Consider the following 23,026-nt stretch of genomic DNA (forward strand, 5'->3'; position numbering starts at 1 on the left):
CGAGGACCGACAACGCCATGACGGCCACCGCCCCCGCCCCCTCCACGGCCCGCGCCCGTGCCACGGCATTGCTGCCGCGGCTCGCGCTGGTCCTCGCAGCCCTGTTGGCGACCCTGTTCACCGCGGCCGCACCGGCCACGGCGCACGCCGCACTCACCGCGAGCGACCCCACGGACGGGGCGGTGGTCGCCACGGCACCCGCCCAGGTCACCCTCTCCTTCTCGGAGCAGGTCGCCATGGGCGACGACTCCATCCGCGTCCTCGACCCCCAGGGCAGGCGGGTGGACACCGGTGAGCTGCGCGACATGTGCAGCGGCAACACCGTCCGCTACGGCACCGCCCTGCACTCCGGCCTGCCCAACGGCACCTACACCGTCGCCTGGCAGGCCGTCTCCGCCGACAGCCACCCGATCTCCGGCGCGTTCACCTTCTCCATCGGCGCGCCCTCGGCCACCGAGGTCTCCCTCCCCACCACGACGGCGGGCGGCGGACCCGTCGGGATGGCCTACGGCATCGCCCGCTACGCCGCCTACGCCGGCTTCACCGTCCTGGTCGGCGGCGCGGCGTTCATCCTGCTGTGCTGGCACCGGGGCGCCGCCGAGCGGCCGCTCCAGAAGCTGGTCGTGCGGGCCTGGGTCACCCTGACCGCCGCCACCCTCGCGATGCTGGTGCTCCGGACTCCGTACACGGGGTCCGGACGGTTCGCCGACGCCTTCGACCTGGACGGGCTCAGGGCGGTCCTGGAGACCAAGACGGGGGCGTCGCTGGTGTCCCGGCTGCTCCTGCTGGGCGCGGCCGCCCTCTTCGTCGCGGTGCTCTTCGGGGTGTACGCACGCCATGTGCAGGACGCCACGAGCGAGGAAGAGGACAGGGACACCGGCGACCTCACCTTCGGCCTGGCCATCGGCGGCGCCGTGGTCGCCGGCGGCATCGCGGCCACCTGGGCCCTCTCCGAGCACGCGTCCACCGGTATCCAGCCCGGCCTCGCCATGCCCGCCGACATCCTGCACCTGCTGGCCGTCGCCACCTGGCTCGGCGGACTCTCCGCGCTGCTCGTCGCCCTGCACAAGGTCCCCGGGATCGAGCGCTCGGCGGTCCGGCGGTTCTCCGGGGTCGCCTTCGTCAGCGTGGTCGTGCTGGCCGTCACCGGCGTCTACCAGGCCTGGCGTCAGACCGGCAGCTGGTCCGCCCTCAACGGAACCGAGTACGGGCGGCTGCTGCTCCTCAAGGTCGCCCTGGTCGCCGTCCTCCTCGGCGTCGCCTACATGTCCCGCAAGTGGACCGCCCGGCTCGCGGAGGCTCCGGCGGCCGGCGAAGGGGCGGCCTCGGAGGCGGGTGGGCAGGAGGTCGCGGCCGACGATGTTTCACGTGAAACATCGCCCGTCGCCGCGACGGTCACCGTCCCGGCCGACGCCGCCGACCCCAAGCGAGCCGCACAGCTCGCCCGGCAGCGTGCCGCCCTGGAGAACGCACGCGAGAAGCGGGTGCGTGACGCGGACCCGGACCGCGCCGGCCTGCGCCGCTCGGTCCTCGCGGAGGCGGCGATCGCCGTGGTCCTGCTCGTCGTGACCACGGTCCTCACGAGCACCGAGCCGGGGCGCACGGTCGAGCAGGAGGCGGCCCGCGGCTCCAGTGCCACCGCGGTCCCCGACCGCGCAGTGAAGATCACCCTGCCCTTCGACACCGGCGGCCAGAACGGCAAGGGGTCGGTCCGGCTGGAGCTCGATCCGGGCCGGGTCGGCGCCAACACCCTGCACCTCTGGGCGGACACCGGCGACGGGCAGCCCTTCGACCTCCCCGAGATCAAGGTCGCCTTCACCCTGCCGGCCAAGGACATCGGCCCCCTCCCGGTCCTGCCCGACCATGCCTCCCCCGGGCACTGGACCGCATCCGGCGTCCAACTGCCGCTCGCCGGCGAGTGGCGCATCGACGTGACCGTCCGTACGTCCGACATCGACCAGACCACCGTCCAGAAGACCGTGAAGATCGGCTGACCAGCGTGACCGAGAGCAACCCCGACATCGAGATCTCCCGGCGCCGGCTGCTGGGCACCGTCGGCGCCGCGGGCGCCGCCGGCCTGGCCCTCGGCGGCGCGAGCGGCGCCCTCGCGCACTCCGCGCTCGCCGGCTCCGGGAGCGGCTCCGCCACCGGAGCGGCAGGGAGCCTTTCCTCCCTCGGAGCCACCCAGGTGGCGTTCCACGGGGACCACCAGGCGGGCATCACCACACCCCTGCAGGCCAAGGGGCACGTCGTCGCCTTCGATCTGGCCGCGGGAGCGGGCCGCACCGAGGCCGCCGCGCTGCTGCGGCGCTGGTCCGACACCGCTCGGCGGCTCATGGCGGGCGAGACCGCCCCGACCGCCGACAGCGGTATCGCGCTCGACGCCGGGCCGTCCTCCCTCACCGTCACCTTCGGCTTCGGGCACTCCTTCTTCGAGCGCACGGGCCTCAGCGCCCGCCGACCCACCGCCCTCGACCCGCTGCCCGACTTCTCGTCCGACCGGCTCGACGCCCAGCGCAGCAACGGCGACCTGTGGGTCCAGATCGGCGCGAACGACGGACTCGTCGCCTTCCACGCCCTGCGCGCACTCCAGAAGGACGCCGGGGACGCCGCGCGCGTCCGCTGGCAGATGAACGGCTTCAACCGGTCCCCCGGTGCCACCGGCACCCCGATGACCGCCCGCAACCTCATGGGGCAGGTCGACGGCACCGGCAACCCCAAGCCCTCCGAGCCCGACTTCGACCGGCGGATCTTCGTACCCGCCGCGGGCCCGGGCCCCGCTGAGCACGCCTGGATGGGCGGGGGTTCGTACGCCGTCGTGCGGCGCATCCGGATGCTCCTCGACGACTGGGACAAGCAGTCCCTCGCGCAGCAGGAGCAGGTCATCGGCCGGACCAAGGCCACCGGCGCCCCGCTGACGGGTGGCGGGGAGACCACCGAGATGGCGCTCGACAAGATCGGCGCCGACGGCAAGCCCGTCATCCCGTCCAACGCCCACGCCCGGATCTCGGCCCCCGAGCAGAACGGCGGGGCCGCCATGCTGCGGCGCCCCTTCTCCTTCCACGACGGGATCGGCTCCGACGGCGCTCCCGACGCCGGGCTGCTGTTCATCTGCTGGCAGGCCGACCCGCTGCGCGGGTTCGTACCCGTACAGCGCAAGCTCGACCGCGGCGACGCGCTGTCGGCGTTCATCCGGCACGAGTCGAGCGGCCTGTACGCGGTTCCGCCCGGCCCGCGCAGCGGCGAGTACGTGGGCCAGCGGCTGCTCGAAGGGTGAACAGCACCGCGGTGGCCGGCACCCCGGCATTAGGCTGATCGCATGTCAGCCACCCGCTTCACGTATCTCGGTCCCGAGGGCACCTTCACGGAGGCCGCCCTGCGCACCCTGCCGGAAGCCGCGACCCGGGAGCTCGTCCCGATGGTGTCGGTCCCGGCTGCCCTGGACGCCGTGCGGGGCGGCGAGGCCGCGGCCGCGCTCGTCCCGATCGAGAACTCGGTGGAGGGCGGGGTCACGGCCACCCTCGACGAGCTGGCCTCGGGCGAACCGCTGATGATCTACCGCGAGGTGCTGCTGCCCATCGCGTTCGCCCTGCTCGTACGGCCGGGGACCGCCCTGTCGGACGTGAAGACCGTCACCGGGCACCCGGTCGCCCAGCCCCAGGTTCGGAACTGGCTGCGGGCGAACCTGCCCGATGCGGTGTGGGAGTCGGCGGCGTCGAACGCCGACGGCGCCCGGCTGGTCCAGGAAGGGCGCTTCGACGCCGCCTTCGCGGGCGAGTTCGCCGCCGCCACCTACGGCCTCGTCCCACTGGTCACCGAGATCCACGACGCGGAGAACGCCGAGACCCGCTTCGTCCTGGTGGGACGCCCAGCGCGGCCGGCCGCTCCGACGGGCGCGGACAAGACGTCCGTCGTGCTCTGGCTCGGCGACGACCACCCCGGTGCGCTGCTGGAGCTCCTCCAGGAGTTCGCGGTCCGCGGGGTGAACCTGATGCTGATCCAGTCCCGTCCGACCGGACAGGGCATCGGCAACTACTGCTTCGCCGTCGACGCGGAGGGCCACATCTCCGACCGGCGGGTCAGCGAGGCGCTGATGGGCCTCAAGCGGACGTGCCCGCAGGTCCGCTTCCTGGGCTCCTACCCCCGGGCCGGTGTCGCTCAGAGTGACGTCCGCTCCCCGCGGGCCGGAACGTCCGATGGCGACTTCACTGCTGCCTCCGACTGGCTGGCACGCTGCCTCGACGGCCGGGCGTAGCGTCGTCCACTGTCCACAGAGTTATCCACAGGCGGAGATGGGGACCTGGGGACAAGTCGACAGAGCGGCGCGACAAGGTCGACAAATCGGTCGGGGGGCCCAGGTTTCGCGCGGGGAAGCGGTAGGTGAACGCCGTCACCCCTGCATCCCCGTTCAACTCTTTGGAGCGAGTCATTCCCACCCGAATGAGTGTGTGAGGGCGGTTTGAACCCCGATTCACCTCGGCCATCCGCCGATCAGGAATGATCTATTCCTGTGTCCACAGATGCAGCACACAGCCTGTGGATAAGCTGCGGACGGTCACAATTCCTGTGGACAAGAACCTTCTCCGGCCCTGCTCAGGGCCCGCTCGGGATCCGGCATTGTGCCCCTTTTCGGGGAATGGGACCGCTTTTATTGACAGTCCGAGAAGGGTCACTTCCGGTCAGCGATCAAGACTTATCCATTCGTTGCAATTGGGACATAGCGACACGCAGCGTGATATCGATGTGATCCCAGGAAGCCCAGCCCGGTAGCCTGGAGGGGTGATTGACCTCCGGCTGCTCCGTGAAGACCCTGACCGTGTCCGCGCCTCGCAGCGCGCTCGTGGAGAGGACGTCGAACTCGTCGACGCCCTGCTCTCCGCGGACGAGCGCCGCAGGTCCTCTGGCATGCGCTTCGACGAACTGCGCAATGAGCAGAAGTCGCTCGGCAAGCTCATCCCGAAGGCCTCCCCGGAGGAGCGGACGGAGCTGCTGAAGAAGGCCGAACAGCTCAAGCAGGACGTCAAGGCCGCCGAGGCCGAGCAGAACGAGGCCGACGAAGCCGCCAAGCGCCTTCTCCTCCAGCTCGGCAACATCGTCCACGAGGACGTGCCGGTCGGCGGCGAAGAGGACTTCACCGTCCTGGAGACGCACGGCACCATTCGCGATTTCGCCGCCGAGGGCTTCGAGCCCAAGGACCACCTGGAACTCGGCGAGCTCCTGGGCGCCATCGACGTCGAGCGCGGCGCGAAGGTCTCGGGCTCGCGCTTCTACTACCTGACCGGTGTGGGCGCCCTGCTGGAGCTGGCGCTGGTCAACGCCGCCATCGCCCAGGCCACCGAGGCCGGCTTCATCCCGATGCTGACCCCGGCGCTGGTCCGCCCGCGCGCCATGGAGGGCACCGGCTTCCTCGGCCAGGCCGCGGAGAACGTCTACCACCTGGAGAAGGACGACTACTACCTGGTCGGCACCTCCGAGGTCCCGCTCGCCGCGTACCACATGGACGAGATCATCGAGGGCGACAAGCTGCCGCTGCGCTACGCCGGCTTCTCCCCGTGCTTCCGCCGTGAGGCCGGTACGTACGGCAAGGACACCCGCGGCATCTTCCGCGTCCACCAGTTCGACAAGGTCGAGATGTTCTCGTACGTCGCGCCGGAGGACGCCGAGGCCGAGCACCAGCGGCTCCTGGAGTGGGAGAAGCAGTGGCTGACCAGCCTGGAGCTGCCGTTCCAGGTGATCGACGTCGCCACCGGTGACCTGGGCGCCTCCGCCTCGCGCAAGTTCGACTGCGAGGCGTGGATCCCGACCCAGGGCAAGTACCGCGAGCTGACCTCCGCGTCGAACTGCGACAGCTTCCAGGCCCGCCGCCTGTCGATCCGCTACCGCGACGGCAAGAAGACCCAGCCGCTGTCCACGCTGAACGGCACCCTGTGCGCGGTTCCGCGCACGATCGTCGCGATCCTGGAGAACCACCAGCTGGCCGACGGCTCCGTGCGGGTGCCCGAGGCGCTCCGTCCGTACCTCGGCGGCCGCGAGGTCCTGGAGCCGATCAACAAGTGAGCCCGGCCCCGTTCCCGTACAAGCTCGTCGCGACCGACCTCGACGGCACGCTGCTGCGTGGCGACGACACCGTCTCGGAACGCACCCGTGAAGCGCTCGTCGCGGCCACCGCGGCGGGCGCGGCCCACATCATCGTCACCGGCCGCGCCGTCCCCTGGACCCGGCACGTACTGGACGATCTCGGCTACAAGGGGATCGCCGTCTGCGGCCAGGGCGCCCAGGTCTACGACGCGGGTGCGCACCGGCTGCTGACCTCGGTGACGCTGGACCGGCAGCTGGCCGGGCTGGCGCTCTCGAAGCTGGAGGCGGAGGTCGGTCCGCTGGCCCTTGCCGCCAGCCGTGACGGGGTGGACGGGGAAGTCCTCTTCGGGCCCGGCTACCAGGTGCAGGAGGGCCTTCCGGCCCTCTACCTGGAGGACACCGCCGCGGTGTGGACGGCGCCGCTCAACAAGCTCTACATCCAGCACCCGGAACTGGACGACGACCAGCTCGTCAAGGCGGCCCGGGTGACCGTGGGCAGCCTGGTCGACGTGGTCATGGCGGGTCCCGGCATCGTCGAGATACTGCCGCTGGGCCTGACGAAGGCCACGGGCCTGTCCCTGGCCGCGCGCCGGCTCGGGGTGAAGGCGGCGGAGACGATCGCCTTCGGCGACATGCCGAACGACATCCCGATGTTCGGCTGGGCCGCCCACGGGGTGGCCATGGCCAACGCCCATCCGGAGCTCAAGGCGGTGGCCGACGAGGTGACGACCTCCAACGAGGAGGACGGGATCGCGGTCGTGCTGGAGCGCTTGGTGGGCGCCGCATAGCGCGCAGGACGTACGAGAGGTCCGGGGCAGCCCGCGCCAGAAGGCGCGCTCGAAGTGGCTGCCCCGGACCTTTTGTTGCTCCCCGCACGACTCACTCTGCCCCGGCCCCGTCGCCCTTACCAGCGATTTTCCTCGCATCAGCCGAGAAGTCGGCGGCGCCTGAAGTAGGCGACGGTGAGCACGCCCAGCAGCGGCCCCCACAGCAGCAGTGGTGCGTAGCTCACGTTGAAGATCCACAGGGCGAGTCCGGTGGGCGCGTCGGGGTTCGCGGCGTTGACCTCGTTCCACGTCACGGCACCGAGGCAGGTGATGGCGGTGAGCGCCAGCGCGCCCAGCGCCGCGGGGACCACCGCCACCAGCGGGTGGAAACGGCGCCCGCCCAGCCGGGGGATCCAGCGGGGCAGCTCCTCGCCCCAGCGCCGGACCAGACCGAGGCTCAACAGGCCCAGGCCTTCCTGCAGGAGGGTGACGAGAAGGAGGACCAGGGATTCCCGGCCCGGGTAGTACGAGTGGTGCAGATCGCTGCCGGGGCCCCAGCCCATGGGGATGCCGGCCGCGATCGCGAGCCGCCACACGCAGCTGGGGACGACGGTCAGCGAGGCGAACGTTGCGAGCCGGCGCAGCCGTACGGAGACCCCGGGTACGGCGTCCAGTGCCTGTGAGGCGGATGTGGCGGTCGGGGTCATCGTCCAAGTCCTGTCCGGGAGGGGCTGGTTGACGGCTCCAGCCTCCTCGGCCCCGGCTCTGCGGACCATCCGCCGATCAGCAGGCCGGACGGCGCCGCCGGGCGGCGCGGATCTGCCGAACGGCAGATGGCCGGCCGTCCGCGTGCGCTCGTAGGGTCGGTTCATGAGCGTCAACCTCCGTGTCGTATGGGCCCCGTTGCTGGCTTCTGCCGCGCTCGCAGGCATCACCGCCACCGTCCTGGGCATGCCCGCGACGTGGCTGCTCGGCTGGGCGGGCCTGCTGCTCCTGCTGCTCGCCCTGGTGGCCCGCTGGTCGCCGGTGCGTTCGGGGACCGTCGCGGGGGTGCTGGGCCTGGTCGCGGTCTCGGTGTGGCCGCTGCCGCTGGTGTGGGAGACCGGCTCGTGGCTGGACCTCTGCGGCGTGGCGGGCTTCTGGGCCGTCCCGGCGCTCGGGGCCGCACTGGCCGGCGGTTACCTGCGCCGCCAGGCGACCCGGATGGAGCAGGCCGTACGCGATGCGCGGCGCGACCAGCAGCTGGAACTGGCCCGGGACCTGCACGACTTCGTGGCGCACGACGTGAGCGCCATCGTGGTGCAGGCGCAGGCCGCGAGGTTCGTGGCCGAGCAGGATCCCGGGCAGGCGGTTCGCGCGCTGGAGCGGATCGAGACGGCGGGACTGAGCGCGCTGGCGTCGATGGACCGCACCGTGCACGCGCTGCAGGAGGCCGCAGGCGGGCCGACGGCTCCCGTTCCGGGGCTGGCCCGGCTGCCGGAGCTGGTGGAGCGCTTCGAGGGCGGAGCCCTGGACGCCGACCCCGTGGCGGTGAGGGAGCTGTCGCGGGAGGCGGACACCACCGCCTACCGGGTGGCCGTCGAGGCGCTGACGAACGTACGCCGGCACGCGCCCGGAGCGGCCGTGGTCCGGGTCGCCGTACGCCGGGCGGGCGCGGGTATCGAGCTGAGCGTGACCAACTCCGCGGCTCCCCGTGGCGGGGGCGGGCTGTTGGCCCGCCGCAGGCGGGGCGGTACCGGGCTGGCCGGTCTGCGGGCGCGGGTGGAGGCGGCGGGCGGAACCCTGCGGGCCGGGACGGACGAGGACGGCGGGTGGCAGGTTTGCGCCGTCTTCCCGGCACAGGAGAACGCCCCCAGGTGATCATGGCGGCGTGACCACACGCATCCTGATAGCCGACGACCAAGAGGACATCCGCAGCGGCTTCCGGCTCATCCTCGATTCGCAGCCCGACATGACCGTCGTGGGGGAGGCGGCGGACGGCGAGAGCGCGGTGGCGCTGGCCCGGCAGCTGCGGCCCGACGTGGTGCTCGCGGACATCCGGATGCCGCGGCTCGACGGGCTGGAGGTGACCCGGCTGCTGGCGCCCGAGACGCGGGTGGTGGTCGTGACCACCTTCGACCTCGACGAGTACGTGCACACCGCGCTGCGCAACGGAGCCTGCGGTTTTCTGCTGAAGCGGTCCGGACCGGCGCTGTTGATCGAGGGCGTACGGGCCGCCATGGCGGGGGACACCCTGATCAGTCCGCAGATCACGGTGCGCCTGCTGAGCCGGCTGACGCAGCCTGCTCCGGTCGCCCGACCGGCGGCTCATCCGCTGACGGAGCGGGAGCTGGACATCGTACGGCTGGTGGCGCGGGGGCTCACCAATGCCGAGATCGGCGCGGAGCTGTTCATCACCGCGGGCACCGCCAAGACCCACATCGCGAACGTCCAGGCGAAGACCGGGGCCCGGAACCGGGTGGGGATCGCCGCATGGGCATGGGAGCACGGCGTAGCGAAAGCGGAGGCCGACTAGTGACGTTTCACGTGAAACGCCGGCGTTGTTTCACGTGAAACAGCGTGGCGCGTGAGCGGCCAGGAAAGCAGTCCGACGGCGAGCGCGATGGCGTGGCCGAGGTCGGTGAAGGTGCCTCCGGTGGCGAGGGGGATCCCGAAGAAGGCGATCGCGCCGGCCAGGTAGAACCATCTCCAGGGACTGGGGAGCCGGTAGGTGAGGACACCGATGGAGGCCGCGAGTCCGTAGCTGACGCCGATGTCGACGACGTGGGTCATGCTGCGCGGGGCACGGTGGTCCTGGATGGCCGTCAGAAGGACCTTCTGGCTGATCAGGGTGGCGACGACATGGGCGGTGGCCACGATCACGAGCCAGCGCAGGGTTCCGAGCCAGCGTTCGACGGGGGCGTGGAACACCTCGAAGAGCACGGCGTACAGGGCCAGTGAGGCAGGGTTGGCGATCCAGAACGCGCTGCTGACGAGTGCTCGGACGGGGTGCTGGACGAGCTGGTGGATGTTGCTGCTGTTGCGGTGGAGCAGGACGCGGTCCACCTGGTCGGGGGCTATCGCGACGATGATGCTGGTCACGGCGATGATCAGCAGCCAGATGTGCGTTCCGGGCGAGGAACGTATCCAGGACCGCAGGGGCCGGGAAGGCTCCGGGTCGGTTCGCTCGCTCATGCACCGATGATGACCCGCAAAGCTGTGCCCCGCCTGGCCGATGGGCCGGGCGGGGCACGGTTGCGCGAGTGCGGCGGCCGGGCCTACTCCTCGCCGGCCAGCGTGAGGCGGCGCAGCTTCTGGCCCGCGTAGACCGTGGCTCCGACGGTGACCACGACGAGCAGGACCGAGGCCGTGGGCAGGGCCACCGTGGCGTCGACGTAGCCCTCCCCGGCGACCTTCTCGGCCAGGGCCAGGGCCCACTGCTGGACGCTGAGGGTCTTGGCGCCCGAGACCAGGCTGCCGAAAAGCGACTCCCAGATCAGGGCGTAGACCAGGCCGAAGACGACCGCGTGCCGGCTGACCGTGCCCAGAAGCAGGAACAGTGCGCTGTAGGCGATCGAGGCCACGAGTGCGGCGATGGTGTAGGCGACGGCGATCTGCTGGCCGTTGCCGTTGAGGATGAAGCCGGCGATCAGGGTGGGGATGGCGGAGAAGGCCATGGTGACGGCGATCGCCACGATCAGCTTGGTCATGATGATCTTCGGGCGCTTCACCGGCTTGGCCAGCAGATAGACGATGGAGCCGTCGTCGATCTCGGGGCCGATGGCACCGGTGCCGGCGATGACACCGATCAGCGGGACCATCGTGGCGAGGGCGAAGCCCCCGAGGAGGTCGGCAGCGACCTTGTCGTCCACACCGACGAAGGCACGGACCACGAAGGCGATGACGATCAGCAGGGCGGGAAGCGCGAAGAGGATCAGCGCGCGGCGTCGGCCGAGCAGGGCCCGGTAGGTGAGCCGGGCAACGGTGGGGTCGTACACGTACATGGGTGCCAGCTCCTTTCAGGCCGTGACGAGGTAGGAGAAGACCGACTCGAGGGACTCGTCGGAGGGTGAGACCGTCAGCAGCCGGATGCCGTGCTGTCGGGCCACGACGGGCAGCAGTTCGGTGAACCGGCCGAAGTCGACGGCCTGGATGCGCAGCGCGCCCTCCTTCAGGTCGACCTCGATGCCGGCCGTGGAGGGGTCGGCGATCAGGGCCGCTGCGAGGGCCCGGTCGTCGGAGGAGCGGACCAGGTAGCGGTGCGGGCGGTCCGTCATCAGGCGGCGGATCTTGCGGAAGTCGCCGGAGGCGGCGTGCCGTCCGGCCACGACCACCTCGATGTGGGAGGCGAGCTGCTCGACCTCCTCCAGGATGTGGGAGGAGAACAGGACGGTGCGTCCTTCGTCGCCCATGCGCCGCAGCAGGTCCATCAGCTGCATGCGCTGGCGGGGGTCCATGCCGTTGAACGGCTCGTCCAGGAGCAGCACGGACGGGTCGTGGACGAGGGCGGACGCCATCTTCACGCGCTGGCGCATGCCCTTGGAGTAGGTGGAGATCTTGCGGTCCTGCGCGTACTCCATCTCGACGGTGGCCAGTGCGCGCTGCGCGGCCGCGTCGTCGAGGCCGTGGAGCTCGGCGTTGGCGACGACGAACTCACGGCCGGTGAGGAAGTCGTACATCGCCTCGCGCTCGGGCACGACGCCCACCTGCTTGTAGATCTGCTCGTTGCGCCAGATCGGGGCGCCGTCGAGGGTGACGGTGCCCGTGGAGGGGGCGAGGAAGCCGCCCATCATGTTGATGAGGGTGGACTTGCCCGCGCCGTTGGGGCCCAGCAGTCCCGTGACGCCGGGGCCGATGCGCATGGTCACGTCGTTGACGGCGACGACGTTCCCGAACCAGCGGGAGGTGTGGTCGATGTCGATGGTGGTCACAGCCCGGCCTTCCGGTAGCGGGCCATCAGGGCGGCGTAGGAGCCGGCGATCAGGCCGAGGGCGACGAGCAGGTAGACGAAGCCGGTGCCGGCCGAGGGGCCCTCACCGCCGGGGAAGGCGGAGGTGGCGCCGAGGAACGCGGTCTGCACGCCGTCGATCAAGGTGATCGGGGAGAACAGGCCCAGCCAGTCGATGGCTTCCGCGTTCCCGGTGCTGTAGGCGATGCCCTGCACCGCGGTGACCGCCCCGTAGGGGATCAGCAGCACCGCGATGATCGCCGCGACGCCGAACCCACGGCGCGGCGTGAGCGCGGCCATCACCAGGCCGATCCCGGAGAAGAGCAGCGACAGCAGCAGAACCGACACGAGTCCTTGCCCGAATCCCTTGGTCTGGTCGGCGAAGTCGAACTTCGCCAGGAGCGCGCCGATCCACATGATCAGCAGCGGGGTCGCGGTGAGGATGAACATGGCCGAGGCCATGGCCGCGTACTTGGCGACGACGTAGTCGACGCGCTCGATGGGCCGCGAGAAGTAGAGCGGGACCGTCTTGAAGCGCAGGTCGCGCGAGACGGACTGCGGCGCCTGGGAGGCGAGGTAGAGGCCGATGACCACCTGGGTGGTCAGGGCGTACGTCGTGTACTTGATCGGCAGGTCCGTGGAGCCGGGCACCGCGATGGCGACCGCGACGATGATCAGCGCCGGAACGCACATCACCGCGAAGAGCAGCATCGGGAGGACCTTGGACTTGGCGGACCGGCCGAGCCCGTAGGCGCCGCGCAGGGACTGGGAGAACAGTGACGTGCGGGCGTAGGCACGGCCGAGCCGCGGTCCGTCGTAGGACCGGTAGCCGATGTTGTGGATCTGCGTCGACGTTTCAGGCGCCATCGGAACCGGCTCCCTTCTGCTGAGCGGTGTACGCGGGGTGGTCGTTGTCGCGGAAGACCTCCGCGATGTGGTGGCGGCGCTGTTCCATGCGGACCAGGCCGATGCCCAGCTCGGCGACGGTGTCGCGGATGGTGTCGTAGGTGTGCTCGCCGGTGGCCTCGACGAGGAGGATGTGGCCGGCTCCGGGCAGGCCCTGCTCCTCGCCGGCGTGCAGGGCGATGCCCGCCTCGGTGAGTGCCTTACGCAGGGCGGCGCTGCCGTCCGGGTGGGCGTCGGAGTCGGTGACCTCGACCGCGAGGGTCGTGGTGGTCTGGGTGAAGTCGCTGGTGGAGCTGGAGCGCAGCAGCTTGCCGCCGTCGACGACCACCACGTGGTCGCAGGTCCGCTCCAGCTCGCCGAGGAGGTGGGAGGTGACCAGGACGGAGATGCCGAAGTCGGTGTAGACGCGGCGGATCAGGCCGAGCATCTCGTCGCGCCCGACCGGGTCCAGGCCGTTGGTCGGCTCGTCGAGGAGGACCAGCTGGGGGTCGTGGACGAGTGCCTGGGCGAGCTTGACGCGCTGCTTCATGCCCGTGGAGTAGCCGCCGATGGGGCGGTAGCGCTCCTCGTACAGCCCGACGTGGCGCAGGGTGTCGGCGGTGCGCTCGCGGGCCGCGGTCGGCGGCAGCCCGGACATGCGCGCCATGTGGACGACGAACTCGGTGGCCGAGACGTCGGGTGGCAGGCAGTCGTGCTCGGGCATGTACCCGACGCGTTCACGGATGGCGCTGCCATGCGTATTGACGTCGAGGCCGAGCACGGCGGCGCTGCCCTCGGTGGCGGGGGACAGTCCCAGCAGAATCTTGATCAGCGTGGACTTGCCGGCTCCGTTGGCGCCCACGAGCCCGGTCACGCCGGGTCCGATGTCCAGGGAGAGCCGGTCGAGGGCGGTCACTCGGGGGTACCGCTTGCTCAGGCTTTCGGTCGCGATGACAGTCACGGATCCGACGTTAGTGGCGTGGCCCTCGTCAGGCGTCAGACCTGGAGCTGGATCCGGTCTCAGCCTTCCGGCGTACATACCCGTACTGGAGGCTGATGTGGACCGGACAACTTTGTCCACAGGTCCGTGCACGACCCTTGACGTGATCTCCGGTCATTGTCACATTCATCAGTGTCAACTTACGGGCGCGTACGGCTCTACGGATGGACGGCTGACATGGCTGGGGACACCAGGCAACGCACCGCGCGACACCCCGGACGGCACTCCGGGCGGCCCTCCGCCGACCTGAGCGGGTTCAGAGAGGTGCAGCGCCTCTCGTACGAGTGCGCCGAGGCGGTCGCGGCGCAGCTGCGTCCCGGAGTGACCGAGCGCGAGGCGGCGCGCATGCAGCGCGAGTGGCTGCGCGACCGCGGGGTCCGGGACTGGTTCCACCTGCCGTTCGCCTGGTTCGGGGACCGCACCGCCTTCGCGAACTTCCGCATCCCGCTGCAGTTCTTCCCGACCAACCGGCGGCTGGAGCCGGGGATGCCGTTCATCCTCGACATGGCCCCCGTCTACAAGGGCTTCTCGGCGGACATCGGCTACTCGGGCAGCCTCGGCCTGAATCCGGTGCAGGACCGGCTCATGTCCGATCTTCAGGCGCACCGGAGGCTGATCCTGGAGCAGGTGCGCGAACGCCGCTCCCTGCGCGAGATCTACGAGGACGTCGAGCGGCTGATGAACCGGCAGGGGTACGCCAACCGGCACCGCGCCTACCCCTTCGGCGTGATCGCCCACAAGATCGACCGGGTCAAGGAGCGGCGCTGGTCGCCGACGGCGTTCGGTTTCGGCACGCAGTCCCTCAAGGGGCTGGCCAGTGACGCCCTGCACGGGCACCGTGAGGGCTGGTCCCCGCTGTGGAGCCCCTACCACTTCTCCGACCACCCGCCGCAGCCGGGCCTGTGGGCGGTGGAGCCGCACCTGGGCTTCCGGGGCACCGGCGCGAAGTTCGAGGAGATCCTCGTGGTGACCGACTCCCGGGACCCCGAGGAGAGCGCGTTCTGGCTGGACGACGATCTGCCGCACGTGCGGCGCTGGGCCGAGGAGGAGAAGGCAGCATGAGCGGCGTGAGCGGAGCAGGAGCGGCGGATCTCCCGGGTGCGCGGGAGCAGTGGGTGCGCACCGGCGGGATCGAGTTGTGCGTGGTCGAGCTCGGTGAGCGGGGCCGCCCGACCGTACTGCTGGTGCACGGCTACCCGGACAGCAAGGAAGTCTGGACGGAGGTCGCCGAGCGGCTCGCGACGCGCTTCCACGTGGTGCTCTACGACGTACGCGGCCACGGGCGCTCCACCGCGCCGCAGCCGCTGCGCGGCGGCTTCACCCTGGAGAAGCTGACCGACGACTTCCTGGCGGTGGCGGACGCGGTCAGTCCGGACCGGCCGGTGCACCTGGTGGGCCACGACTGGGGTTCCGTACAGGGCTGGGAGTTCGCGACGGTCGGGCGTACGGAGGGGCGGATCGCGTCCTTCACGTCGATGTCGGGGCCCTCCCTGGACCACTTCGGGCACTGGATCAAGAAGCGCATGTCGCGGCCGACCCCGCGCGCGGCGGCGCAGCTCCTCGGCCAGGCCACCAAGTCCTGGTACGTCTACATGCTGCACACTCCCGTGCTGCCGGAGCTCGCCTGGCGCGGACCGCTCGGCAAGCGGTGGCCCAAGATGCTGCAGCGCGTCGAAAAGGTGCCGGCCGGCTCCTACCCGACGGCCTCGCTGCCCTCGGACGCGGCGCACGGCGCCTGGCTCTACCGCGACAACGTGCGGCCGAGGCTGCGCCGGCCGCGCTCCGACGCCTTCGCCCATGTACCGGTGCAGCTGATCACTCCGACCGGGGACGCGTTCCTGTCAGAGCGGCTCTACGACGGTCTGGAGCGGTGGGCGCCGGACCTGCTGCGGCGGACCCTGCCGGCCAAGCACTGGATCCCCCGGACCCGGCCCGACCAGCTGGCCTCCTGGATCGCGGAGTTCGTCACGGCCCGGGAGGAACCGGCCGCGCGGGCACCTCGGCAGAAGGCCCCGGCCAAATACGCCGACCGCTTCGGCGGCCAGCTGGTCCTGGTCACCGGCGCGGCCAGCGGCATCGGCCGGGCCACCGCCTTCGCCTTCGCCGAGGCGGGCGCACGGGTGGTGGCCGTGGACCGCGACGCGGAGGGCGCGGCGCGCACGGCCGACATGGCCCGCCTCGTCGGCGCCTCCGAGGCGTGGGCGGAGTGCGTCGACGTCAGCGACGAGCAGGCGATGGAGAAGCTGGCGGCGAAGGTCGCCGCCGAGCACGGAATCGTCGACGTCCTGGTCAACAACGCCGGCATCGGCCTGTCGGGAGCCTTCCTCGACACCACCGCCGAGGACTGGAAGAAGGTCCTGGACGTCAATCTGTGGGGCGTCATCCACGGCTGCCGGATCTTCGGGAAGCAGATGGCCGAACGCGGCCAGGGCGGCCACATCGTCAACACCGCCTCCGCCGCCGCCTATCTGCCCTCCCGCACCCTGCCCGCGTACAGCACCTCGAAGGCCGCGGTGCTGATGCTGTCGGAGTGCCTGCGCGCGGAGCTCGCCTCGAAGTCCATCGGGGTCTCCGCGATCTGCCCCGGCATCGTCAACACCAACATCACCGCCACCTCGCGTTTCGCCGGTGTGGACGAGGCCGAGGAGAAGCGCCGCCAGGAACGCTCCTCGCGGCTCTACGGCCTGCGCAACTTCCCGCCGGAGAAGGTGGCCGACGCGATCCTGCGCGCCGTGGTCCGCAACGAGGCGGTCGTGCCGGTCACGCCCGAGTCCAAGGGGGCCCTGTGGATGTCCCGTTTCGCACCGCGCGCCCTGCGGCGCATCGCCCGAGTGGAGCCCAAGTTGTGAGCGGGGACCCGTATCCGGCCTCGCCCACGGGGAGAGAGCCCGGCACGGCCATATCCCGCTACTTCCGGCAGTCGTACCATCCCTCGCAGGAGGGCTCGCTGCGCAGGGCGGTCGAGTACCTTGCGGCTTCACCTGCCGCCCGGGCCGCAGCCGGCGCGGTCGGCCGAGCCGCCATGTCGTAGGGAGCCGGGATTGTCCGATCAGGCGGTAGCCGAGTACAGGATCGAGGATCTGGCGCACCACAGCGGAGCGACGGTGCGCACGATCCGCGCGTACCAGGACCGCGGTCTGCTGCCCAAGCCGGAGCGGCGGGGCCGCTCCAACGTCTACCGGGACACGCATCTGGCGCGGCTGCGCCAGATCGCCGACCTGCTGGACCGGGGCTACACCCTAGCCTCCATCAAGGAGCTTCTGGAGGCCTGGGACGCGGGGCGCGGCCTGGGCGGCGTACTGGGGCTGGTCGCCGAGGTGCACGGGCCCTGGACCGACGAGGAGGCGGCCCGGATCAGCCGGGACGAGCTGAACGAACGGTTCGGCGGCCTGCCGGACGACGACGCGGTGGGCGAGGCCTGCGAACTGGGCGTGCTGGAACGGATCCCGGGGCGCCCGGACCAGTTCCTGGTGCCGTCCCCGCAGGAGCTGGCGGTGGCCGCCGAGCTGTACGCGGCCGGAGTGCCGCTCGCGGCGATCACCGGACACCTCCGGGAACTGCGCGGCCAGGTGGAGCACATCGCCTCGCGGTTCCTGGAGTTCACCACCGAGCACGTCTTCGCGCGCTACCTCGGGCACGTGCCGCCCACGGACGCGGACGCCGCGGAGGCGGCGACGATGGTGCGGCGGCTGCGGCCGCTGGCGCAGCAGACCGTGGACGCGGAGCTGGCGCGGGCGATGCGGCTCTTCGCGACCCGGCACCTGCAGCGGCACCTGGGAACGGCCGGCACCCCTCAGCCGACGGGTTCCTCGCCGGTCGCGCTGCCGGCCGGGACGGTACGGGCGGTGCAGGAGCTGGTCGGCGCCGACCACGTGGCGGAGTTCGTGCGGGCCGCGACGGAGCGGGAGCTCCAGGCCCGGACGATGAACGACCTGGCGCGCCGGGCCACCCGGTAGCGCCCGAACGGAATTGGTCCACAGGTTCCACAGGGCGGATCACGCGTTTGCCGTCAAAACCCACCCAAACGGCTGTGGACAAGTGCCCTTTTCCTGTGGGCAACTGAGACGGCGTCTCAGCCCACGGTCTGGTACGCGGCCCTGTCGGGGCCCTCGTCGTCCGCCGGGGCGACCCCGGGGAGCGCGGCCGGCGCCGCCGATGCGCCCGGCTTCGGCTCGGCTTCGAGGCCTTCGCCGCCCTCACGTCGGTCGCTCGCGCCGTCCTTCGCCCCGGTCCCGTAGAGGAGGGCCGCCAGGGCCAGACCGAGGATCCCTCCGGCCAGCTGGGCGGCGACGAAGCCCGGCAGCGACCCGGGCGCGATGCCGGTGAAGGAGTCGCTGAAGCTGCGCCCGATGGTGCCGGCCGGGTTGGCGAAGGAGCCCGAGGAGGTGAACCAGATCGCGGCCGCGATGTACGCCGCCACCGCCGCCGGTACCAGCCCGGCGCGCCCGATGCGCCCCAGCCCCTGGATCACGAGGACGAGACCGGCGGTGGCGATCACCTCGCCGACGAGCAGGTGGCCCCCGTCGCGCACCTGGGTGGCGAAGGTGCCGGGGGTCCGGCCGAACATGGCCTCCGCGACGACGGCGCCGCCGATGGCACCGGCCGTCTGGGCGACGACGTAGACGGACGCCTCACGGCCGCCGAGCCCCGTACCGCCGGTGCGGCGGGCCCACCAGGAGGTGAGGGTCACCACCGGGTTGAGGTGGGCGCCGGAGAGCGGCCCGAAGAGAGTGATGATCAGCCCGAGGCCGATCGCCGACACGAACGAGTTGGCGATGAGGGCGACACCGGTGTCGGAGCTGAGTTCCGCGGCCTTGAGCCCGGAGCCGATCACGACCACGAGCAGGCCGGCGGTCCCGATCAGCTCGGCAGCCGCACGGCGTGGCAGAGAGGTATGGGCTGTCATGGGTTCTCCCCCAGGGCGGAAGTAATAATGGAAAATATATTCCGCATCTTGGAATGGGGGTAGAGGGTGTCCATCGGCGCGCGGCCGCCGAAAATCGCTGCCGCAGGGCCTCCGGAGCGGGCACGCTGGGGCGCATGGATGAAAGACGCACCGTGAAGGTGTCGAAGTACGTCTCGAAACACCTGCGGCACCAGCCGGAACGGATCGGACTGGTGCTCGATCCCCATGGCTGGGTGGAGATCGACGACCTGCTGCGCGCCGCCGCCGCGCACGGCTTCCACTTCAGCCGCGCCGAGCTCGACCATGTCGTGGCCGCCAACGACAAGCAGCGGTTCGCCGTCGACGGCACCCGCATCCGCGCCAGCCAGGGGCACACCGTGGCCGTGGACCTGGACCTGCCGGAGGCCGAACCGCCCGCGTACCTCTACCACGGCACCGTGGCCGCCGCCCTCGACTCGATCCGCGCCGAGGGCCTGCGCCCGATGGCCCGCCACCACGTGCACCTGTCCCCCGACCGGGAGACCGCGACCCGGGTCGGCGCGCGCCGCGGCCGGCCCGTGGTGCTCAGCGTGGACGCCGGGGCGATGCGTGCGGCCGGGCACGTCTTCCGGATCAGCGCCAACGGGGTGTGGCTGGTGGACGCCGTGCCCCCGCAGTTCCTGCGCTTCCAGTAGCCCGGACGGCGCCCACACCCACGTCCACCTCCACGTCCGCCCCCACGTCCGCGGCCCCACGGCTTCCGCGCCGATCGGTGAGGGTCGGGGCTTCCGAGGAAGGATCAGCTGTCGAGCTGCGCCAGGGCCTCGGTGGCGATCTTCTCGAAGACGGCCTCGTCGGCGGCGAAGTCGGAGTCCGGGATCGGTGCGTGGACGACCAGCTCCGTGAAGCCCAGCTCGCGGTGCCGGCCCGCGAAGTCGACGAACGCGTCCACGGACTCCAGCACGGTGTTGGCCTCGGGAGTGAAGCCGGTCAGCAGGATCTTCTCCATGGGCTCGGGGGCCCGGCCGATCTCCACGAAAGCCTTGTCGAGCCGTTCGAGCTGCCCGCGCAGGGCCTCCAGCGACTGCTCGGGCGTGCCGCTCTCGAAGAGCTTCGGGTCGCCCGTGGTCACCCATGCCTGCCCGTGCCGGGCGGCGAGCCGAAGACCGCGCGGACCGGTCGCGGCGACCGCGAACGGAAGCCTCGGCCCCTGCACGCAGCCGGGGATGTTGCGGGCCTCCTCGGCCGAGTAGAAAGTGCCCTCGTGGCTCACGGAGCCTTCGGTCAGCAGCCGGTCGAGCAGCGGCACGAACTCGGCGAAGCGGTCGGCGCGTTCACGCGGGGACCAGGCCTCCTGGCCCAGCGCCGTGGCGTCGAACCCGTTGCCGCCGGCGCCGATGCCGAGGGTGATACGGCCGCCGGAGATGTCGTCCAAGGTCATGAGGTCCTTGGCGAGGGTCACTGGATGACGGAAGTTCGGCGAGGTGACGAGCGTGCCCAGGCGCAGCCGCTCGGTTGCGGCGGCCGCCGCGGTCAGGGTGGGAACCGCACCGAACCAGGGGCCGTCGCGGAAGGTCCGCCACGACAGGTGGTCATAGGTGTAGGCCGTGTGGAACCCGAGCTGCTCAGCTCGCAGCCACTGGTCTCGGCCCCCCTCGTGCCATCGACGTACCGGAAGGATCACCGTGCTCAGACGCAGACTCATGCGTCGAGCGTACGGCGGGCCGATGTTTCACGTGAAACATTGCGTTTCACGTGAAACACCGCTCACGACGGCAGCCTGGCTTGATCATGGTCCGGTCCTCCGCTCACATGGGCGAAGATGGAGCCGTGACCTCGGCTCCTCAGCGCCCGGACGGGCCAATTCCCACGCCCCGGCTCATCGCCACCGATCTCGACGGCACCTTGCTGCATGACGACAAGTCCGTCTCGCCGCGTACCGTCGCCGCACTGGCGGCTGCTGAGGAGGCGGGGATCGAGGTCTTCTTCGTCACCGGCCGCCCCGCCCGGTGGATGGATGTGGTCGCCGAGCATGTCCACGGACACGGCCTCGCGATCTGCGCCAATGGCGCGGCGGTGGTCGACCTGCACGCCGGGCGGGAGTTCGTACAGGTCAGGGCCCTCCCCAGGGACGCCGCGCTCTCCGTCGTCGAAGCCCTGCGCGCGGCGGCACCCGGCACGTCCTTCGCGGTCGAGCTGACCACCGGCATCAACTACGAGCCGGACTACCCGCCCTTCTTCAAGGATCCGGGCGCCAACCTCGCGACCGCCGAGGAGCTGCTCCACGAGAACACGGACGAAAGCTCCGCGCCCGTACTCAAGCTGCTGGCGCACCACGCCGAGATCACACCGGACGAGTTCCTCGCACTGGCCCGCTCCGCCGCGAGCGAGTACGCGTCGATCACCCGGTCCAGCCCCACCTCCCTGCTGGAGATCAGCGGGCACGGTGTGTCCAAGGCGAGCACCCTGGCGCTGTGCTGCGCTGAACGGGGCATCACCCCCGAAGAGGTCGTCGCGTTCGGGGACATGCCGAACGACGTGGAGATGCTCAGCTGGGCCGGCACCTCCTACGCGATGGGCAATGCCCACCCCGATGTGATCACGGCCGCGTCCGGCCGGACGGTCGCCAACAACGAGGACGGCGTCGCCCTCGTCATCGAGCGCATCCTGGCCGAACGCCTCGCGCGGCACCAGGCGTAACCGGCGCAGTGCTACTGGAGCGGGGCCTCCCACACCAGGGTGGTCCCGCCGCCGTCGTCCCCGATGCCGGGGCCGTAGGAACTCGTACCGCCCAGCGACTCCGCCCGGCGCCGCAGGTTGCGCAGGCCGCTGCGCCGCCCGCTCTCGGGGATGCCCACCCCGTCGTCGGCGACTTCCAGCCGGACTCCGGCCCTGCCGTCGGGCAGCATGACGGTGCAGTCCAGGACCACCTCGATCCGGGACGCCTCGGCGTGCCGGAAGGCGTTGGACAGCGCCTCGCGCAGCGCGGCGATCAGGTTCTTGCCCACCAGCTCGCCGACGACCGTGTCGATCGCTCCGAGGAAGCGGTGGGCGGGTTTGAAGCCCAGCGGGACGGCCGCCATGTTGATCTCCCGCAGAACGCGGGTGCGCAGCCCGGACGGGGCTTCCGCGGGCCCCTGCTGGAGGGCGAAGATCGCCGTGCGGATCTCCTGGATCGTCACGTCCAGTTCGTCCACGGCCTTGCCCACGCCGTCGCGTACCTCGGGGACGATCGACCGGCGCTGTGCGCCCTCCAGCATCATCCCGGTGGCGAACAGTCGCTGGATGACGAGGTCGTGCAGATCCCGGGCGATCCGGTCACGGTCCTCGAAGACCGCCAGCCGCTCCCGGTCGCGTTGCGCTTCGGCCATCATCAGCGCGAGCGCCGCCTGCGAGGCGAACTGGGTGGCCAGGGTCCGCTCGGCCTCGGTGAAGGGCCGCTTGCCGCGGCCGCGCGGGGTGACCAGCGCTCCCAGCACCCGCCCCCCGCTGTGCAGGGGCAGCATCATGCAGGGGCCGTACTGGCTGGTGAGCCGGCTGATCATGCGGGGGTCCGACGAGGCGTCATCGGTGAAGACCGGCTCCCCCCGCAGCAGGTGGTCGACCACCGGGCTCTCGGCCGGGATCACCACGCCGAGGGACGTGGCGGGGTTCTCCGCCGATACCGCGACGATCTCCATCCCGCCCTCCTCGGCCGGCAGCAGGACGATCCCGGCGGCGGAGTCGGCCAGTCGGCGGGCCTGCTCGGCCACCACCGAGAGGGCGTCGTCGGCGTCCCCGCCGGACAGCAGGGCGGTGGTGACCGCGACCGAGCCGTCGATCCAGCGCTCGCGCTGGGTGGCGGCCTCGTACAGGCGGGCGTTGCCGATGGCGATGCCCGCCTCGGTGGCCAGCACCCGGACCATGTGGAGGTCGTAGTCGTTGAACTCGACGCCGCCCATCTTCTCGGCCAGGTACAGGTTGCCGAAGATCTCTCCCTGCACCCGGATCGGGACGCCGAGGAAGGTCTTCATGGGCGGATGGTGCGCCGGGAAACCCGCCGAGCGCGGGTCCTTCGTCAGATCCGCGAGCCGCACGGTGTCGGAGTGCGAGATCAACGCTCCGAGCAGGCCCCGCTTCCCGTCCGGGCGGTGCCCGATCTTCCGGGACAGCTCGGGGCTGATGCCGTGGGTGACGAAGTCCGAGAGCCCGCGGCCCTCCGTGTCGACGACGCCGATCGCGGCGTAGCGGGCGTCCGCCAGCTCGGCCGCGGTCTCGCAGATGCGGTCGAGCGTGGAATGGAGCTCCAGGCCGGTGCCGACGGACCGCATGGCCTCCAGCAGCTGCGGAACCCGGGCCGTGAGTTCGGTGGACAGGCCGTGCAGGCTCTTGGTGGCCTGGGTGGCTGCCACCAGGGGGTCCGGGGTTCCCGGCGATGGATCCGGCAGGGGATCCGGTGATTCCTGCGACGGCTGCGCTGACATGTCCCTGAGCCTAGTTAGTCC

General features: G+C 71.2%; 21 protein-coding genes and 1 pseudogene. 13 read left to right on the plus strand and 9 right to left on the minus strand.

What is annotated here, in order from left to right; translation table 11 throughout:
* Positions 1-17 precede the first annotated feature (17 nt).
* The 5 genes from IG86_RS0100590 (at position 18) to IG86_RS0100610 (ending at position 6,866) form a co-directional block, all read left to right on the plus strand.
* A complete protein-coding gene (locus IG86_RS0100590) occupies positions 18-1,994 on the plus strand; it encodes a copper resistance CopC/CopD family protein (RefSeq protein ID WP_030893920.1) in 1,977 nt (658 codons plus the stop codon).
* Positions 1,991-3,277 carry an iron uptake transporter deferrochelatase/peroxidase subunit gene (gene efeB, locus IG86_RS0100595; protein WP_385871273.1) on the plus strand — a complete coding sequence of 429 codons (1,287 nt, stop codon included), beginning with the start codon at positions 1,991-1,993 and terminating at the stop codon, positions 3,275-3,277. Before IG86_RS0100590 ends, efeB begins: the two co-directional genes overlap by 4 nt.
* A gap of 42 nt (positions 3,278-3,319) precedes the next feature.
* Positions 3,320-4,255 carry a prephenate dehydratase gene (gene pheA, locus IG86_RS0100600; RefSeq protein WP_030026448.1) on the plus strand — a complete coding sequence of 312 codons (936 nt, stop codon included), beginning with the start codon at positions 3,320-3,322 and terminating at the stop codon, positions 4,253-4,255.
* A gap of 524 nt (positions 4,256-4,779) precedes the next feature.
* Positions 4,780-6,057, plus strand: a complete 1,278-nt coding sequence (gene serS, locus IG86_RS0100605; RefSeq protein ID WP_030816969.1) for a serine--tRNA ligase — start codon at positions 4,780-4,782, stop codon at positions 6,055-6,057.
* A complete protein-coding gene (locus IG86_RS0100610) occupies positions 6,054-6,866 on the plus strand; it encodes an HAD family hydrolase (RefSeq protein WP_030893926.1) in 813 nt (270 codons plus the stop codon). Before serS ends, IG86_RS0100610 begins: the two co-directional genes overlap by 4 nt.
* Positions 6,867-7,003: 137 nt before the next feature.
* Here the strand turns inward: IG86_RS0100610 and IG86_RS0100615 are convergent, their stop codons facing one another.
* Positions 7,004-7,552 carry a hypothetical protein gene (locus tag IG86_RS0100615; protein ID WP_063761482.1) on the minus strand — a complete coding sequence of 183 codons (549 nt, stop codon included), beginning with the start codon at positions 7,550-7,552 and terminating at the stop codon, positions 7,004-7,006.
* 163 nt (positions 7,553-7,715) lie between these two features.
* Here IG86_RS0100615 and IG86_RS0100620 point away from each other — a divergent pair, with 163 nt between their 5' ends.
* Positions 7,716-8,705: a sensor histidine kinase gene (locus IG86_RS0100620; RefSeq protein WP_051784898.1), complete on the plus strand. Its 990-nt coding sequence runs from the start codon at positions 7,716-7,718 to the stop codon at positions 8,703-8,705.
* A 10-nt stretch (positions 8,706-8,715) separates the two neighbouring features.
* Positions 8,716-9,360 carry a response regulator gene (locus IG86_RS0100625; protein ID WP_030816978.1) on the plus strand — a complete coding sequence of 215 codons (645 nt, stop codon included), beginning with the start codon at positions 8,716-8,718 and terminating at the stop codon, positions 9,358-9,360.
* On the opposite strand, the gene IG86_RS0100630 is transcribed toward IG86_RS0100625, so the two are convergent.
* From IG86_RS0100630 to IG86_RS0100650, 5 genes are all read right to left on the minus strand, one after another.
* Positions 9,357-10,019 carry a rhomboid-like protein gene (locus IG86_RS0100630; protein ID WP_030816979.1) on the minus strand — a complete coding sequence of 221 codons (663 nt, stop codon included), beginning with the start codon at positions 10,017-10,019 and terminating at the stop codon, positions 9,357-9,359. The genes IG86_RS0100625 and IG86_RS0100630 overlap by 4 nt on opposite strands.
* Before the next feature lie 83 nt (positions 10,020-10,102).
* Positions 10,103-10,822, minus strand: coding sequence for an ABC transporter permease (locus IG86_RS0100635; RefSeq protein WP_030647296.1), 720 nt, complete (start codon positions 10,820-10,822; stop codon positions 10,103-10,105).
* A 21-nt stretch (positions 10,823-10,843) separates the two neighbouring features.
* Entirely contained in the window at positions 10,844-11,755 is a 912-nt protein-coding gene (locus IG86_RS0100640) for an ABC transporter ATP-binding protein (protein WP_030026437.1), read from the minus strand.
* Positions 11,752-12,639, minus strand: coding sequence for an ABC transporter permease subunit (locus IG86_RS0100645; protein ID WP_030816980.1), 888 nt, complete (start codon positions 12,637-12,639; stop codon positions 11,752-11,754). Before IG86_RS0100645 ends, IG86_RS0100640 begins: the two co-directional genes overlap by 4 nt.
* Positions 12,629-13,618, minus strand: coding sequence for an ABC transporter ATP-binding protein (locus IG86_RS0100650; protein ID WP_078905756.1), 990 nt, complete (start codon positions 13,616-13,618; stop codon positions 12,629-12,631). Before IG86_RS0100650 ends, IG86_RS0100645 begins: the two co-directional genes overlap by 11 nt.
* A gap of 216 nt (positions 13,619-13,834) precedes the next feature.
* Between IG86_RS0100650 and IG86_RS0100655 the strand changes: the two genes are divergently transcribed.
* The 4 genes and pseudogenes from IG86_RS0100655 (at position 13,835) to IG86_RS0100665 (ending at position 17,613) form a co-directional block, all read left to right on the plus strand.
* Positions 13,835-14,719: a M24 family metallopeptidase gene (locus tag IG86_RS0100655; protein WP_051784899.1), complete on the plus strand. Its 885-nt coding sequence runs from the start codon at positions 13,835-13,837 to the stop codon at positions 14,717-14,719.
* Positions 14,716-16,506, plus strand: coding sequence for an SDR family oxidoreductase (locus IG86_RS0100660; RefSeq protein ID WP_030893935.1), 1,791 nt, complete (start codon positions 14,716-14,718; stop codon positions 16,504-16,506). Before IG86_RS0100655 ends, IG86_RS0100660 begins: the two co-directional genes overlap by 4 nt.
* A 23-nt stretch (positions 16,507-16,529) precedes the next feature.
* Positions 16,530-16,688 (plus strand): annotated as a pseudogene (locus IG86_RS44090) (metal-dependent hydrolase); the annotation flags it as partial.
* A 10-nt stretch (positions 16,689-16,698) separates the two neighbouring features.
* On the plus strand, positions 16,699-17,613 hold the full coding sequence (locus IG86_RS0100665; protein WP_030816985.1) for a MerR family transcriptional regulator: 915 nt from the start codon (positions 16,699-16,701) through the stop codon (positions 17,611-17,613).
* A gap of 116 nt (positions 17,614-17,729) precedes the next feature.
* Here the strand turns inward: IG86_RS0100665 and IG86_RS0100670 are convergent, their stop codons facing one another.
* Positions 17,730-18,563, minus strand: coding sequence for an aquaporin (locus IG86_RS0100670; protein ID WP_078905757.1), 834 nt, complete (start codon positions 18,561-18,563; stop codon positions 17,730-17,732).
* A gap of 134 nt (positions 18,564-18,697) precedes the next feature.
* Here IG86_RS0100670 and IG86_RS0100675 point away from each other — a divergent pair, with 134 nt between their 5' ends.
* A complete protein-coding gene (locus tag IG86_RS0100675) occupies positions 18,698-19,237 on the plus strand; it encodes an RNA 2'-phosphotransferase (RefSeq protein WP_030816990.1) in 540 nt (179 codons plus the stop codon).
* A 104-nt stretch (positions 19,238-19,341) separates the two neighbouring features.
* Here the strand turns inward: IG86_RS0100675 and IG86_RS0100680 are convergent, their stop codons facing one another.
* The gene (locus IG86_RS0100680; RefSeq protein WP_030893944.1) at positions 19,342-20,247 is read right to left on the minus strand and encodes an LLM class flavin-dependent oxidoreductase; all 906 of its coding nucleotides are present in this window, start codon (positions 20,245-20,247) and stop codon (positions 19,342-19,344) included.
* A gap of 107 nt (positions 20,248-20,354) precedes the next feature.
* On the opposite strand from IG86_RS0100680, the gene IG86_RS0100685 reads away from it, so the two are divergent.
* Entirely contained in the window at positions 20,355-21,242 is an 888-nt protein-coding gene (locus IG86_RS0100685) for a Cof-type HAD-IIB family hydrolase (protein WP_045936272.1), read from the plus strand.
* Positions 21,243-21,253: 11 nt separating this feature from the next.
* On the opposite strand, the gene IG86_RS0100690 is transcribed toward IG86_RS0100685, so the two are convergent.
* Positions 21,254-23,005 carry a sensor histidine kinase gene (locus IG86_RS0100690; protein ID WP_078848041.1) on the minus strand — a complete coding sequence of 584 codons (1,752 nt, stop codon included), beginning with the start codon at positions 23,003-23,005 and terminating at the stop codon, positions 21,254-21,256.
* Positions 23,006-23,026 lie beyond the last annotated feature (21 nt).

The sequence above is a fragment of the Streptomyces virginiae genome, assembly GCF_000720455.1.
GTDB lineage: Bacteria > Actinomycetota > Actinomycetes > Streptomycetales > Streptomycetaceae > Streptomyces > Streptomyces virginiae.

Bases quoted from the DNA above. Each gene is read 5' to 3' on its own strand.
- IG86_RS0100590 (WP_030893920.1), top strand. From the start codon at position 18: ATGACGGCCACCGCCCCCGCCCCCTCCACGGCCCGCGCCCGTGCCACG.
- pheA (WP_030026448.1), top strand. From the start codon at position 3,320: ATGTCAGCCACCCGCTTCACGTATCTCGGTCCCGAGGGCACCTTCACG.
- IG86_RS0100615 (WP_063761482.1), bottom strand. From the start codon at position 7,552: ATGACCCCGACCGCCACATCCGCCTCACAGGCACTGGACGCCGTACCC.
- IG86_RS0100620 (WP_051784898.1), top strand. From the start codon at position 7,716: ATGAGCGTCAACCTCCGTGTCGTATGGGCCCCGTTGCTGGCTTCTGCC.
- IG86_RS0100630 (WP_030816979.1), bottom strand. From the start codon at position 10,019: ATGAGCGAGCGAACCGACCCGGAGCCTTCCCGGCCCCTGCGGTCCTGG.
- IG86_RS0100645 (WP_030816980.1), bottom strand. From the start codon at position 12,639: ATGGCGCCTGAAACGTCGACGCAGATCCACAACATCGGCTACCGGTCC.
- IG86_RS0100655 (WP_051784899.1), top strand. From the start codon at position 13,835: ATGGCTGGGGACACCAGGCAACGCACCGCGCGACACCCCGGACGGCAC.
- IG86_RS0100660 (WP_030893935.1), top strand. From the start codon at position 14,716: ATGAGCGGCGTGAGCGGAGCAGGAGCGGCGGATCTCCCGGGTGCGCGG.
- IG86_RS0100670 (WP_078905757.1), bottom strand. From the start codon at position 18,563: ATGACAGCCCATACCTCTCTGCCACGCCGTGCGGCTGCCGAGCTGATC.
- IG86_RS0100675 (WP_030816990.1), top strand. From the start codon at position 18,698: ATGGATGAAAGACGCACCGTGAAGGTGTCGAAGTACGTCTCGAAACAC.
- IG86_RS0100680 (WP_030893944.1), bottom strand. From the start codon at position 20,247: ATGAGTCTGCGTCTGAGCACGGTGATCCTTCCGGTACGTCGATGGCAC.
- IG86_RS0100685 (WP_045936272.1), top strand. From the start codon at position 20,355: ATGGGCGAAGATGGAGCCGTGACCTCGGCTCCTCAGCGCCCGGACGGG.
- IG86_RS0100690 (WP_078848041.1), bottom strand. From the start codon at position 23,005: ATGTCAGCGCAGCCGTCGCAGGAATCACCGGATCCCCTGCCGGATCCA.